The 14,361-nt window shown below is 62.2% G+C and carries 11 protein-coding genes; 7 read left to right on the top strand and 4 right to left on the bottom strand.

The features are described 5' to 3' along the window. Positions 1–67: 67 nt before the first annotated feature. From BLQ09_RS25975 to BLQ09_RS25990, 4 genes are all read right to left on the bottom strand, one after another. Complete coding sequence (locus BLQ09_RS25975; protein ID WP_027604185.1) at positions 68–808, bottom strand: YciK family oxidoreductase; 741 nt, start codon at positions 806–808, stop codon at positions 68–70. A 188-nt stretch (positions 809–996) separates the two neighbouring features. Beyond that, positions 997–1,668: an N-acetylmuramic acid 6-phosphate phosphatase MupP gene (gene mupP, locus BLQ09_RS25980; RefSeq protein WP_027604184.1), complete on the bottom strand. Its 672-nt coding sequence runs from the start codon at positions 1,666–1,668 to the stop codon at positions 997–999. A gap of 4 nt (positions 1,669–1,672) precedes the next feature. Next, positions 1,673–2,371 carry a bifunctional 2-polyprenyl-6-hydroxyphenol methylase/3-demethylubiquinol 3-O-methyltransferase UbiG gene (gene ubiG / locus BLQ09_RS25985; RefSeq protein WP_003172645.1) on the bottom strand — a complete coding sequence of 233 codons (699 nt, stop codon included), beginning with the start codon at positions 2,369–2,371 and terminating at the stop codon, positions 1,673–1,675. A gap of 64 nt (positions 2,372–2,435) precedes the next feature. Further along, positions 2,436–3,767, bottom strand: a complete 1,332-nt coding sequence (locus BLQ09_RS25990; protein ID WP_074844549.1) for a TRZ/ATZ family hydrolase — start codon at positions 3,765–3,767, stop codon at positions 2,436–2,438. Between the two features lie 109 nt (positions 3,768–3,876). Here BLQ09_RS25990 and mtnA point away from each other — a divergent pair, with 109 nt between their 5' ends. From mtnA to cmk, 7 genes are all read left to right on the top strand, one after another. Beyond that, positions 3,877–4,947, top strand: coding sequence for an S-methyl-5-thioribose-1-phosphate isomerase (mtnA, locus tag BLQ09_RS25995; protein WP_092359019.1), 1,071 nt, complete (start codon positions 3,877–3,879; stop codon positions 4,945–4,947). A 421-nt stretch (positions 4,948–5,368) separates the two neighbouring features. Next, positions 5,369–8,023, top strand: a complete 2,655-nt coding sequence (gene gyrA / locus BLQ09_RS26000; RefSeq protein ID WP_092359021.1) for a DNA gyrase subunit A — start codon at positions 5,369–5,371, stop codon at positions 8,021–8,023. Positions 8,024–8,133: 110 nt separating this feature from the next. Beyond that, positions 8,134–9,219 carry a 3-phosphoserine/phosphohydroxythreonine transaminase gene (gene serC, locus BLQ09_RS26005; RefSeq protein WP_092359023.1) on the top strand — a complete coding sequence of 362 codons (1,086 nt, stop codon included), beginning with the start codon at positions 8,134–8,136 and terminating at the stop codon, positions 9,217–9,219. Beyond that, positions 9,219–10,313, top strand: coding sequence for a prephenate dehydratase (gene pheA, locus BLQ09_RS26010; protein WP_003172650.1), 1,095 nt, complete (start codon positions 9,219–9,221; stop codon positions 10,311–10,313). The genes serC and pheA overlap by 1 nt, the downstream gene beginning before the upstream one ends. A 9-nt stretch (positions 10,314–10,322) precedes the next feature. Beyond that, the gene (hisC, locus tag BLQ09_RS26015) at positions 10,323–11,435 is read left to right on the top strand and encodes a histidinol-phosphate transaminase (protein ID WP_092359025.1); all 1,113 of its coding nucleotides are present in this window, start codon (positions 10,323–10,325) and stop codon (positions 11,433–11,435) included. A 28-nt stretch (positions 11,436–11,463) separates the two neighbouring features. Beyond that, a complete protein-coding gene (locus tag BLQ09_RS26020; protein WP_256569224.1) occupies positions 11,464–13,674 on the top strand; it encodes a bifunctional prephenate dehydrogenase/3-phosphoshikimate 1-carboxyvinyltransferase in 2,211 nt (736 codons plus the stop codon). Continuing rightward, positions 13,671–14,360 carry a (d)CMP kinase gene (gene cmk, locus BLQ09_RS26025; protein ID WP_003172653.1) on the top strand — a complete coding sequence of 230 codons (690 nt, stop codon included), beginning with the start codon at positions 13,671–13,673 and terminating at the stop codon, positions 14,358–14,360. Before BLQ09_RS26020 ends, cmk begins: the two co-directional genes overlap by 4 nt. Position 14,361 lies beyond the last annotated feature (1 nt).

Consider the following 14,361-nt stretch of genomic DNA (forward strand, 5'->3'; position numbering starts at 1 on the left):
TGGGTCAGTCACAGATACAGTGACTGACACCTTGCAATCGGGGGCAAGCCCCCTCCCACATTTGGTTTCACTGGGCGTCAAACGCCTGCCCATTGATGCCGGTACTGTCCGGCCCCATCAGGTACAGGTACACCGGCATGATCTCTTCCGGTGCCGGCCTTTCCATCGGGTTCTCCCCTGGATATGCCTGGGCCCGCATGCTGGTGCGCGTGCCGCCCGGGTTGATGCTGTTGGCTCTTACTGCAGCCACGTCTTCGAGCTCATCCGCCAGGGTTTGCATCAGGCCCTCAGTGGCGAATTTCGACACCCCGTAAGCCCCCCAATACGCCCGGCCCTTGCGCCCGACGCTGCTGGAGGTGAACACCACCGACGCATCCTGGGACAGCTTGAGCAGTGGCAACAACGTGCTGGTGAGCATGAACATCCCATTGACGTTGATGTGCATCACCCGCATGAAGTTTTCGCCGGACAGCTGCTCGATCGGCGTACGTGGGCCGATGATCGAGGCGTTGTGCAGCAGGCCATCGAGGTGGCCGAATTCTTTTTCGATCATCGCTGCCAGCTCATCGTATTGATGGGGCAGGGCGGTCTCCAGGTTGAAGGGGATCACCACCGGCTGCGGGTGGCCGGCCGCTTCGATCTCGTCATACACCTGGGCCAGGTTGGCTTCGGTCTTGCCCAGCAACAGCACGGTCGCGCCATGGGCGGCGTAGGTTTTCGCCGCCGCCGCACCAATTCCGCGACCGGCGCCGGTCACCAGGATCACCCGGCCTTTGAGCAGTTCTGGACGTGCAGAGTAATCAAACATAAAAAGCCTCGACAGAATTCAGCGGGTTACAAACACCCATCTTGAGCGCAGTGAAGATCCAAATGTGGGAGGGGGCTTGCCCCCGATAGTGGTATATCAGTCACCAAATGCAGTGACTGACACACTGCAATCGGGGGCAAGCCCCCTCCCACATTGGATCTTCCTTAGTCAGTAGAGTGAGTGAGCCATCAGCAACTGCACAGTGCGTTATCCAGCACCGTGCGCAGTTCCAGCGGGTGATCCACCACCACATCCGCGCCCCAATGGCGCGGGTTGTCGTCCGGGTGGATGTATCCATAGGTGACCGCCGCCGTGCGGGTGCCGGCGTCGCGGCCGGACTCGATGTCGCGCAGGTCATCCCCCACGAACAGCACGCTGGCCGGGTCCAGGCCGAGCATCTTGCACGCCAGGATCATCGGCTCCGGGTCCGGCTTGCTGTTTTTCACATGGTCCGGGCAGATCAGCAGCGCCGAGCGCTCGGCCAGGCCCAGTTGCTGCATGATCGGCTCGGCAAAGCGCAGTGGCTTGTTGGTGACCACGCCCCAGATCAGCTTGGCCTTCTCGATGTCTTCCAGAAGCTCGGCCATGCCGTCGAACAATGTGCTGTGGACCGCACAACCCTTCAGGTAACGCTCGAGGAATTCCAGGCGCAGCTCTTCAAAGCCGGGGGATTCCGGGTCCATCGAGAAGGTCACGGCCACCATCGCCCGTGCACCGCCGGAGATTTCATCGCGGATATGCTGTGGGTTGATCGGTGGCAGGTCGCGGTCGGCGCGCATCGCCTGGCAGATGGCGATAAAGTCCGGCGCAGTGTCCAGCAGGGTACCGTCCATGTCGAAGAGAACCGCTCGCAACTTCACAGGCTTACTCCTCGCGCAGGGTCTGGATCATGTAGTTGACGTCAACGTCGCTGGCCAGTTTGTAGTGCTTGGTCAGCGGGTTGTAGGTCAGGCCGATGATGTCCTTGACGGTCAGCCCGGCCTGGCGGCTCCACGCACCCAGTTCGGACGGGCGGATGAATTTCTTGAAATCGTGGGTGCCGCGCGGCAGCAGCTTCATGATGTATTCGGCGCCGATGATCGCGAACAGGTAGGCCTTGGGGTTGCGGTTGATGGTGGAGAAGAACACCTGGCCGCCCGGCTTGACCATGCGGAAGCAGGCGCGGATCACCGACGATGGGTCTGGTACGTGCTCCAGCATTTCCAGGCAGGTGACCACGTCGAACTGCTCGGGCATTTCCTCGGCCAGGGCTTCGGCGGTGATCTGGCGATATTCCACGCTCACGCCGGATTCCAGCTGGTGCAACTGGGCCACGGCCAGCGGCGCTTCGCCCATGTCGATCCCCATCACGGTGGCGCCGCGCTGGGCCATGGCTTCGCTGAGGATGCCGCCGCCGCAACCGACGTCCAGCACCTTCTTGCCGGCCAGGTTGACGCGTTCGTCAATCCAGTTGACCCGTAACGGGTTGATGTCGTGCAGGGGTTTGAACTCGCTTTCGCGGTCCCACCAGCGGTGGGCCAGGGCTTCAAACTTGGCGATTTCGGCGTGGTCGACGTTGCTCATGGTGAATCCTCTAAATCTGATAAATCGGTTTGTCGGTCCTGAACACGCGGGTTCAGAGCCAGCGTTATTCGGTGTGCCCGCTGATGCGTTTTCCCCAGGCAATCGCCGTGGCGGTCAACTGTTGTTCATCCATGCGGGTGAGTTGCCGGTCGTCGAGCAACTGCTTGCCGGCGACCCAAAGGTGTTTCACGCAATCGCGTCCGGTGGCATATATAAGCTGTGAGACCGGATCGTAGATCGGTTGTTGCGCCAGCCCGGTCAGATCGAAGGCAACCATATCCGCCGCCTTGCCCACTTCCAGGGAGCCGATTTCGCTCTCCAGGCCCATGGCACGTGCACCGTTGAGCGTAGCCATGCGCAGCGCGCGGTGGGCGTCCAGGGCGGTGGCCGAACCCGCGACGGCCTTGGCCAGCATCGCGGCGGTACGGGTTTCACCCAGCAGGTCCAGGTCGTTGTTGCTGGCGGCGCCGTCGGTGCCGATGGCCACATTGACGCCCGCCTGCCATAGACGCTCCACCGGGCAGAAGCCACTGGCCAGTTTCAGGTTAGATTCCGGGCAATGGATCACGCTGGTGTTGCTTTCTACCAGCAAAGCCAGGTCGTCCTCGCTGATTTGGGTCATATGAACCGCCTGGAAGCGCGGGCCCAGCAAGCCCAGGCGTCCCAGGCGCGCCAATGGCCGCTCGCCGGTCTGTTCGACGGCCTGTTGTACCTCGAAAGCGGTTTCATGCACATGCATATGGATCGCGGCGTCCAGCTCTTCGGCGATGACCCGGATCTTTTCCAGGTTGGCATCGCACACCGTGTAGGGCGCGTGGGGGCCGAAGGTGATCTTGATGCGCGGATGGTGCTTGAGGTCGCCGAACAGCTCGATGCCCTGGCGGATCGCCTCATCGGCGGTGCCGGCGCCGGGAATCGGGAAGTCGAGGATCGGAATCGCGATCTGCGCACGCATGCCGCTGTTGTGCACGCAATCGCTGGCGACCTTGGGGTAGAAGTACATGTCCGAGAAGCAGGTGATACCGCCCTTGAGCTGCTCGGCAATGGCCAGGTCGGTGCCGTCACGCACGAAGGCCTCGTCGACCCACTTGGCTTCGGCGGGCCAGATGTGTTTTTCCAGCCAGGTCATCAGGGGCAGGTCATCGGCCAGGCCGCGAAACAGGCTCATCGCCGCATGCCCGTGGGCGTTGATCAGGCCCGGACTGAGCAGCATGCCCGGCAGTTCGCGCACTTCAGTGGCCGACAGCTTCAATGCCGCAGCCCGTGGACCGATAAAGGCGATACGCCCATTGCGGATGCCCACGCCATGGTCCTTGAGCACCACGCCGGCGGGTTCGACAGGTACCAGCCAGGTTGGCAGTAGCAATAAGTCGAGCGGGGCGGCAGTGGAGGTCATCGCAGGCTTCTTCCCGGGCAGCTATAAAAGAAGCGCGAAGTATACCCGAGCGTCCTGGCTGGCGGATCGCTATAATCGGCGGCTTTTGTTGATGAGTATGGGGTGATGGATGCGCGATCGACTGTTGGCAGCGGAGAAAGTGAAGGCCATCGATTGGCGTGATGGCACGCTGCACCTGCTCGATCAACGCGCCCTGCCGTCCCAGGAACGCTGGGTGGCCTGCTCCACGGTCGATGCAGTGGCTGCGGCCATTCGTGCCATGGTGGTGCGTGGCGCATCGGCGATCGGCATCAGCGCGGCCTATGGCCTGGTGCTCGCCGCTCGCGAGCGCATCGCCGAGGGCGGTGACTGGCAGGCCGCCTGGGAAGAGGACTACGCACTACTGGCCGATACCCGTCCGACCGCCTCGAACCTGTTCTGGGCGCTCAAGCGCATGCGCGATCGCCTGGATCGCGTCAAGAAGCACGCCGATCCGCTGGCGGTGCTGGAGGCCGAAGCGATCGCTATCCATGAAAGCGACCGGGAAGCCAACCTCGTCATGGCCCAGTTGGGCGTTGAGCGGATTCGCAAGCATCAGGGCAACGCCCAGGCGATCTTGACCCATGGCAACGCCGGCGCCTTGGCAACCGGCGGTGTCGGAACGGCCCTCGGGGTGATTCGCGCGGCCTTTCTGGAAGGCTTGATCGAGCACGTCTACGCCAATGAAACCCGCCCATGGCTGCAAGGCTCGCGGCTGACCGCCTGGGAGCTGGCGGGCGAGGGGATCCCGGTCACCGTGAATGCCGACTCGGCCGGTGCGCATCTCCTCAAGACCAAGGGCATCACCTGGGTGATCGTCGGCGCCGATTGCATTGCCGCCAATGGCGATGTGATCAGCAAGATCGGCACTTATCAATTGGCAGTGTGCGCCATGCACCACGGCGTGCGTTTCATGGTGGTGGCGCCGAGTTCGAGCCTCGACTTGATGATGGCCACTGGTGACGATGTGGCCCTGGAGGAGCGCGATCCCGGTGAACTGCTGGAGGTCATGGGGCAGCGCTTGGAGGTCAATGCGTTGAATCCGGTATTTGATGTGACCCCGGCCGACCTGATCGATGTGATCGTGACTGAGAAGGGCGTGGTTGAGCGGCCGGATACGGCGAAATTGGCCAAGCTGATGTGCCGTAAGCGGCTGCATTGAAGGATTTGGTGTCTGTGAAGTGGCTATCGGGGGCAAGCCCCCTGCCACATTTTGACTGTTCACAATTAACGTGTGGAATGGGCTTGCCCCCGATTGGCCCTGAAAGTCAATAAAACCCTCGGATCCACCCTCAAAAAAAAGCACCACCCCATCTCTGAGCCCCTCTCGGCCTCCTCAAGCCTGTCATCCGTCAAATTACTAGTCTCCATGCGCATCAGGGGGATAGGTGCGTGGCGGCGATTGTGATAACATCCGGCGGTTTCCAGGGCCGCCCCCAGGGGTTGCCCATAACGTGCAGATCCGTGTCATAACTCGTTGATTTGTCGTAAGTCGTTGTCAGGCAGTGTGCCGGCGACGGCGAGCTTCGTTCGTCCCATATGGATGCGACGAGGTTTCACCCGAAAAAGGAATCAGGCTTCTCATGGGCGAACTGGCCAAAGAAATCCTCCCGGTCAATATCGAAGACGAGCTGAAACAGTCCTACCTCGACTACGCGATGAGCGTAATTGTCGGTCGGGCACTGCCTGATGCGCGCGATGGCTTGAAGCCCGTGCACCGGCGCGTGCTGTTCGCAATGAGCGAGCTGGGTAACGACTGGAACAAGCCGTACAAGAAATCTGCCCGTGTTGTCGGTGACGTGATCGGTAAGTATCACCCTCACGGCGACACTGCGGTGTACGACACCATCGTTCGGATGGCCCAGCCGTTTTCCCTGCGCTACCTGCTGGTAGACGGCCAGGGCAACTTCGGTTCGGTCGACGGCGACAACGCCGCGGCCATGCGATACACCGAAGTGCGCATGACCAAGCTGGCGCACGAGCTGCTGGCCGACCTGCATAAAGAAACCGTGGACTGGGTGCCGAACTACGACGGCACCGAAATGATCCCGGCGGTCATGCCGACCAAGATTCCCAACCTGCTGGTCAACGGTTCCAGCGGTATCGCCGTGGGCATGGCCACCAACATCCCGCCGCACAACCTCGGTGAAGTCATCGACGGTTGCCTGGCCCTCATCGACAACCCTGAGCTGACCGTCGATGAGCTGATGCAATACATCCCGGGCCCGGACTTCCCGACCGCCGCGATCATCAACGGTCGCGCCGGCATCATCGAAGCCTACCGCACCGGTCGCGGCCGTATTTACATGCGCGCCCGCTCGATCATCGAGGACATCGACAAGGTCGGTGGCCGCCAGCAGATCGTCATCACCGAACTCCCGTACCAGTTGAACAAGGCGCGTCTGATCGAGAAGATCGCCGAGCTGGTTAAAGAGAAGAAACTCGAAGGCATCACCGAGCTGCGCGACGAATCCGACAAAGACGGTATGCGCGTGGTGATCGAGCTGCGTCGTGGCGAAGTGCCTGAGGTGATCCTCAACAACCTCTACGCCCAGACCCAGCTGCAAAGCGTGTTTGGTATCAACGTGGTTGCACTGATCGACGGCCGCCCACGCATCCTGAACCTCAAGGACCTGCTGGAAGCCTTCGTACGTCACCGTCGCGAAGTGGTTACCCGCCGTACCGTGTTCGAGCTGCGTAAGGCCCGCGAGCGCGGCCACATCCTGGAAGGCCAGGCTGTAGCGCTGTCGAACATCGACCCGGTCATCGCCCTGATCAAGGCTTCGCCGACGCCGTCGGAAGCCAAGGAAGCGCTGATCAAGATGCCATGGGAATCCAGCGCCGTGGTGGCGATGGTTGAACGTGCCGGCGCCGACTCGTGCCGCCCGGAGACCCTGGACCCGCAATACGGCCTGCGTGACGGCAAGTACTTCCTGTCGCCGGAACAGGCCCAGGCCATCCTGGAACTGCGCCTGCACCGCCTGACCGGCCTGGAGCACGAGAAGCTGCTGGCCGAGTACCAGGAGATCCTCAACCAGATCGGCGAGCTGATCCGCATCCTCAACAGCGCCGTGCGCCTGATGGAAGTGATCCGCGAAGAGCTGGAAGTGATCCGCGCCGAATACGGCGACGTGCGCCGCACCGAAATCCTCGATGCTCGCCTCGACCTGACCCTGGGTGACATGATCCCGGAAGAAGAGCGCGTGGTGACCATCTCCCACGGTGGCTATGCCAAGACCCAGCCATTGGCTGCGTACCAGGCCCAGCGCCGTGGCGGTAAAGGTAAATCGGCTACCGGCGTGAAGGATGAGGACTACATCGCCCACCTGCTGGTCGCCAACAGCCACACCACGCTGCTGCTGTTCTCCAGCAAGGGTAAGGTGTACTGGCTCAAGACCTATGAAATCCCGGAAGCTTCCCGTGCTGCCCGTGGTCGTCCGTTGGTCAACCTGCTGCCGCTGGACAGTGATGAGTACATCACCACCATGCTGCCGGTCGAGGAATACACCGAAGGTCACTTCATCTTCATGGCCACCGCCAAAGGCACCGTGAAGAAGACCCCGCTGGAATCCTTCAGCCGTCAGCGCAGCGTGGGCCTTATCGCCCTGGAGCTGGACGAAGGCGACGTGCTGATCAGCGCGGCCATCACCGATGGCGAGCGTGAAGTCATGCTGTTCTCCGACGGCGGCAAGGTCACCCGCTTCAAGGAATCCGACGTTCGCGCCATGGGCCGTACCGCCCGCGGTGTGCGCGGCATGCGCCTGCCGGAAGGGCAGAAGCTGATTTCGATGCTGATCCCGGAAGAAGGCAGCCAGATCCTCACCGCTTCCGAGCGTGGTTATGGCAAGCGCACCGCCATCAGCGAGTTCCCGGAGTACAAGCGTGGCGGCCAGGGCGTTATCGCCATGGTCAGCAACGACCGCAACGGCCGTCTGGTCGGCGCGGTCCAGGTGCTCGATGGCGAGGAAATCATGCTGATTTCCGACCAGGGCACCCTGGTGCGTACCCGTGTGGCCGAAGTGTCGAGCCTGGGCCGTAACACCCAGGGTGTGACCTTGATCAAGCTGGCCAAGGACGAAAAACTGGTCGGCCTGGAGCGTGTCCAGGAACCATCGGAAGTCGAAGGCGAAGAGCTGGAAGGTGAGGAGTTCGAAGGCGAGGTGATCGCAGCCGGCGATGACAGCGTCGACGAGCCAACCCTCGATGCTGCCGCAGACGAAGAAGAACCGCAGGAATAAGCGGACACACAGGGGGCGGATGAAGATTCGCCCCCTTGTTGTTTGTCCCTTATGAAAGTATTGAAACCCGATTTATTGCACCACCCCACCAGATCAGAGTGAGATTGGATGTGAGCAAGAGAGCCTATAACTTCTGTGCCGGTCCCGCGGCGCTTCCTGAAGCAGTCCTGCAGCGCGCGCAGGGTGAACTCCTCGACTGGCATGGAAAAGGCCTCTCCGTGATGGAAATGAGCCATCGCAGTGATGAGTTCGTGTCCATTGCCACCAAGGCCGAGCAGGATCTGCGCGACTTGCTCGACATTCCATCCAACTACAAAGTGCTGTTCCTGCAAGGCGGCGCGAGCCAGCAGTTCGCCCAGATCCCGCTGAACCTGCTGCCGGAAGACGGCACGGCCGACTACATCGACACCGGCATCTGGGGGCAGAAGGCCATTGAAGAGGCTTCGCGCTACGGTCATGTCAATGTGGCCGGCACCGCCAAGCCTTACGACTACTTCGCCATTCCCGGTCAGAACGAATGGAAGCTGTCCAAGGACGCGGCCTACGTGCACTACGTCGCGAACGAAACCATTGGCGGCCTGGAGTTCGACTGGGTGCCGGACGTCGGCGACGTTCCGCTGGTGTGCGACATGTCCTCGGACATCCTCTCGCGGCCTATCGATGTGTCGCGCTACGGCATGATCTACGCCGGTGCGCAGAAGAACATCGGTCCGAGCGGCATCCTGGTCAATATCGTCCGTGAGGACCTGCTGGGTCGCGCCCGTTCACTGTGCCCGACCATGCTCAACTACAAGGTCGCGGCCGACAACGGCTCGATGTACAACACCCCGCCGGCCTTCGCCTGGTACCTGTCGGGCCTGGTGTTCGAGTGGCTGAAAGAGCAGGGCGGCGTGGCGGCCATGGGCAAGCTCAACGAAGAGAAGAAGCGCACCCTGTATGACTTCATCGACGCCAGCGGCCTGTATAGCAACCCGATCAACCTCACCGATCGCTCGTGGATGAACGTGCCGTTCCGCCTGGCCGATGACCGCCTGGACAAGCCATTCCTGGCCGGTGCCGACGCCCGTGGCCTGCTGAACCTCAAGGGGCACCGTTCGGTAGGTGGCATGCGCGCCTCCATCTACAACGCTGTCGACATCCACGCGATCAACGCGCTGGTTGCCTACATGGCAGAGTTCGAAAAGGAACACGGCTAATGTCTGAACAAGAACTCAAGGCCCTGCGTGTACGCATTGACAGCCTGGACGAGAAAGTCCTGGAGCTGATCAGTGAGCGTGCGCGCTGCGCCCAGGAAGTGGCACGGGTGAAGATGGCGTCCCTGGCGGAGGGCGAAGTGCCGGTGTTCTACCGGCCGGAGCGTGAAGCCCAGGTGCTCAAGCGCGTCATGGAGCGTAACAAGGGCCCGCTGGGCAACGAAGAGATGGCGCGGTTGTTCCGTGAAATCATGTCGTCGTGCCTGGCGCTCGAGCAGCCGCTGAAAGTGGCCTACCTCGGCCCGGAAGGCACCTTTACCCAGGCGGCGGCCATGAAGCACTTCGGCCACGCGGTGATCAGCAAGCCCATGGCGGCCATCGACGAGGTGTTCCGTGAGGTGGCGGCCGGCGCGGTGAACTTTGGCGTGGTACCGGTGGAAAACTCCACCGAAGGCGCGGTCAACCACACGCTGGACAGCTTCCTTGAGCACGACATGGTGATCTGCGGCGAAGTCGAGCTGCGCATCCACCATCACCTGCTGGTGGGTGAGAACACCAAGACCGACAGTATCAGCCGCATCTATTCCCACGCCCAATCCCTGGCCCAGTGCCGCAAGTGGCTGGATGCGCATTACCCGAATGTGGAGCGCGTGGCGGTGTCCAGCAACGCCGAAGCGGCCAAGCGGGTCAAGGGTGAATGGAATTCGGCGGCGATCGCCGGTGATATGGCGGCAGGTCTGTATGGCCTGACGCGCCTGGCCGAGAAAATCGAGGATCGCCCGGACAACTCCACGCGCTTCCTGATGATCGGCAGCCAGGAAGTGCCGCCGACCGGCGACGACAAGACTTCGATCATCGTCTCCATGAGCAACAAGCCCGGCGCGCTGCATGAGCTGCTGGTGCCGTTCCACGATAACGGGATTGACCTGACGCGCATCGAGACACGTCCTTCGCGCAGCGGTAAATGGACTTACGTGTTCTTTATCGACTTCATCGGCCACCACCGCGATCCGCTGGTCAAGGGCGTGCTGGAGAAGATCAGTCAGGAAGCTGTGGCACTCAAGGTGCTGGGCTCTTACCCGAAAGCGGTTTTGTGAGGCTTTAACATGAGTGGCAACTTCCTCGCCCTGGCCCAGCCGGGCGTGCAACAACTGTCGCCTTACGTTCCGGGCAAGCCTGTGGACGAGCTGGCGCGTGAGTTGAACCTGGACCCCTCCAAGATCGTCAAGCTGGCGAGTAACGAGAATCCACTGGGCCCAAGCCCCAAGGTATTGGCGGCGATTCGCGAAGAATTGGCCGAGCTGACCCGTTACCCGGACGGCAATGGCTTCGCCCTCAAGTCCCTACTGGCAGAAACATGCCGGGTCGAGCTGAACCAGGTCACCCTGGGCAACGGTTCCAATGACATCCTCGAGCTGGTCGGGCGTGCCTACCTGGCGCCGGGCCTGAACGCTGTGTTCAGCGAGCACGCGTTTGCGGTCTACCCGATCGTCACCCAGGCGGTCGGTGCCGACGCCCGTGTGATTCCTGCCAAGGACTGGGGCCATGACCTGCCGGCCATGCTGGCCGCCATCGACGCCCAGACCCGCGTTGTGTTTATCGCCAACCCGAACAACCCGACCGGCACCTGGTTTGATGCGCAGGCGCTCAACGACTTCCTGCAGGACGTGCCTGAGCATGTGCTGGTGGTGTTGGACGAGGCCTACATCGAGTACGCCGAAGGCAGCGACCTGCCGAACGGCCTGGATTTCCTGGCGGCCTACCCGAACCTGCTGGTGTCGCGCACCTTCTCCAAGGCCTATGGCCTGGCGTCGCTGCGGGTTGGCTATGGCTTGTCGACTGCTGTGGTGGCCGATGTGCTGAACCGCGTGCGTCAACCGTTCAACGTCAACAGCCTCGCCCTGGCGGCAGCCTGTGCGGCGGTGAAGGATGCCGAGTACCTGGAAGAAGGTCGCCGCATCAACGCCAGCGGCATGCTGCAGTTGCAGGATGGTTTCCGTGCGTTGGGCCTGGGCTGGATTCCCTCCAAGGGCAACTTCATCTGTGTCGACCTTGGTCAAGTGGCCGCCCCGGTATTCCAGGGGCTGCTGCGTGAAGGTGTGATCGTGCGGCCGGTGGCCAACTACGGCATGCCGAACCACCTGCGGATCACCATCGGCTTGCCGGCTGAAAACAGCCGCTTCCTGGAGGCGCTGGCCAAGGTCCTGGCTCGTGGTTGATGTCACTGCATTGCAACCTGCCGTGCCTATGATCGGTCGCCTGGTGGTGGTCGGCCTGGGCTTGATCGGTGGCTCCTTCGCCAAAGGCCTGCGCGAAAGCGGGCTGTGCGGCGAAGTGGTTGGTGTGGACCTGGACCCGCAATCGCGCAAGCTGGCGGTGGAGTTGGGCGTGGTGGATCGCTGCGAGGCGGACCTGGCGCTGGCGTGTCAGGGAGCTGACGTCATCCAGCTCGCGGTGCCGATCCTGGCGATGGAGAAACTGCTGGCGGTATTGGCCGGCATGGACCTGGGCCAGGCGATCCTGACGGACGTCGGCAGCGCCAAGGGCAATGTGGTGCGGGCCGCGCAGCAGGCCTTTGGCGGCATGCCGTCGCGCTTTGTGCCGGGCCATCCGATTGCCGGTTCCGAGCAGAGCGGGGTGGAAGCGTCCAATGCGCAGCTGTTCCGCCGTCATAAAGTGATCCTGACGCCGCTGGAACAAACCGATCCGGCCGCGCTGGCGGTGGTGGATCGTCTCTGGCGTGAGCTGGGGGCGGATGTGGAACATATGCAGGTCGAGCGCCACGACGAAGTGCTGGCGGCGACCAGCCATTTGCCCCATCTGTTGGCATTCGGCCTGGTGGACTCCCTGGCCAAGCGTAACGAAAACCTCGAGATTTTCCGTTATGCCGCCGGTGGCTTCCGCGACTTCACACGGATTGCCGGCAGCGATCCGGTGATGTGGCATGACATCTTTCTCGCCAATCGCGAAGCGGTGTTGCGCACCCTGGACACCTTCCGCAGTGACCTCGACGCCTTGCGCGACGCGGTCGATGCCGGGGATGGCCATCAATTATTGGGCGTGTTCACCCGTGCGCGGGTGGCGCGTGAGCATTTCAGCAAGATCCTGGCTCGCCGGGCCTATATGGAAACCGCTGTGAACGCCGATGACCTGACTTTCCTCGCCAACCCGGGCGGCCGCTTGAGCGGGCGTATCCGGGTGCCGGGTGACAAGTCGATCTCCCATCGCTCGATCATGCTCGGCTCGTTGGCCGAGGGCGTGACGGAGGTGGAAGGGTTCCTTGAGGGTGAAGATGCCCTTGCGACCCTGCAGGCGTTTCGCGACATGGGCGTGGTGATTGAAGGGCCGCACCATGGGCGCGTGACCATTCACGGTGTGGGCTTGCACGGCCTGAAGCCGGCGCCGGGGCCGATCTACCTGGGCAATTCCGGTACGTCCATGCGCCTGCTGTCCGGTTTGTTGGCGGCACAACGCTTTGACAGCGTGTTGACCGGCGATGCTTCCCTGTCCAAGCGCCCGATGAACCGCGTGGCCAAGCCATTGCGGGACATGGGCGCGGTGATCGAGACCGGGCCGGAAGGGCGTCCGCCGCTGACCATTCGTGGCGGCCAGGCGCTCAAAGGCATGAGCTATGCAATGCCGATGGCCAGTGCCCAGGTCAAATCCTGTCTGTTGCTGGCGGGGCTGTATGCCGAAGGTCAAACTGCGGTGACCGAGCCTGCGCCGACCCGTGACCATACCGAGCGTATGTTGCGCGGTTTTGGTTACCCGGTTGCGGTGGAAGGCGCTACCGCATCGGTGGAATCGGGTCATGTACTGACGGCTGCCCATATTGAAGTGCCGGGGGATATCTCCTCTTCGGCATTTTTCCTGGTGGCGGCTTCGATTGCCGAAGGCTCCGAGTTGTTGCTGGAGCATGTCGGCATCAACCCGACCCGCACCGGGGTGATCGATATCCTGCGGTTGATGGGGGCCGATATCACCTTGGAAAACCCGCGCGAAGTGGGTGGCGAGCCTGTCGCTGACCTGCGGGTGCGGGCAGCTGTATTGAAGGGTATCGAGATTCCAGAAGCGCTGGTGCCCCTGGCTATTGATGAATTCCCGGTGTTGTTCGTCGCGGCCGCCTGCGCTGAAGGCCGGACCATTTTGCGGGGCGCCGAAGAGTTGCGCGTGAAGGAGTCCGACCGTATCCAGGTCATGGCCGACGGTCTGCAGGTGTTGGGGGTGAAGTGTGAACCGACCGCCGATGGGATTATCATTGACGGTGGCCTGATGGGCGGTGGTGAAGTCCATGCCCATGGCGATCACCGGATTGCCATGGCCTTCAGCGTGGCTTCCCTGCGGGCGGCTGCGCCGATTCGTATCCATGACTGCGCCAATGTTGCTACGTCTTTTCCGAACTTTCTTACACTGTGTGCCCAAGTCGGCATCCGTGTTGCCCAAGAGGCTCAATTGTGAATATCAAAGCACCGGTGATTACCATCGACGGGCCAAGCGGCTCGGGCAAAGGCACGATCGCCGGCATCCTGGCCAAGCGCCTGGGCTGGTGCCTGCTGGATTCCGGCGCGTTGTACCGCCTGCTGGCGTTTGCCGCACGCAACCATGGCGTCGACCTGACCAACGAAGAATCCCTGAAGCTGCTGGCCGCGCACCTCGATGTGCAGTTCGTCGGCGCGACGGAAGGTCATCCCCAGCGCATCATCCTGGAAGGGGACGATGTGACCGATGACCTGCGTAACGAGCAGGTCGGCTCCTGGGCCTCCCAGGTTGCCGCGCTGCCGGCGGTGCGTGATGCGCTGTTGCAGCGTCAGCGGGCTTTCCAGGAGCCGCCGGGGCTGGTGGCCGATGGCCGCGACATGGGCACGGTGGTGTTTCCCGAGGCGCCGCTGAAGATTTTCCTGACCGCCAGCGCCGAGGAGCGGGCTCGCCGCCGCTACTTGCAGTTGAAGGGCAAAGTCGATGGTGTTAGTCTGTCGAGTCTGCTAGATGAGATCCGTGCACGCGATGAGCGTGATACCCAGCGCGCAGTAGCCCCGCTCAAGCCGGCGGCTGATGCCATACAGCTGGATTCCACGGAGTTGTCCATCGAGCAGGTGCTGGAACGCATCTTGAGTGAAATCGCCATTCGCGATATCGCCGGGTGAT

It is taken from the genome of Pseudomonas sp. NFACC25 (assembly GCF_900100935.1).
GTDB classification, from domain to species: domain Bacteria; phylum Pseudomonadota; class Gammaproteobacteria; order Pseudomonadales; family Pseudomonadaceae; genus Aquipseudomonas; species Aquipseudomonas marginalis.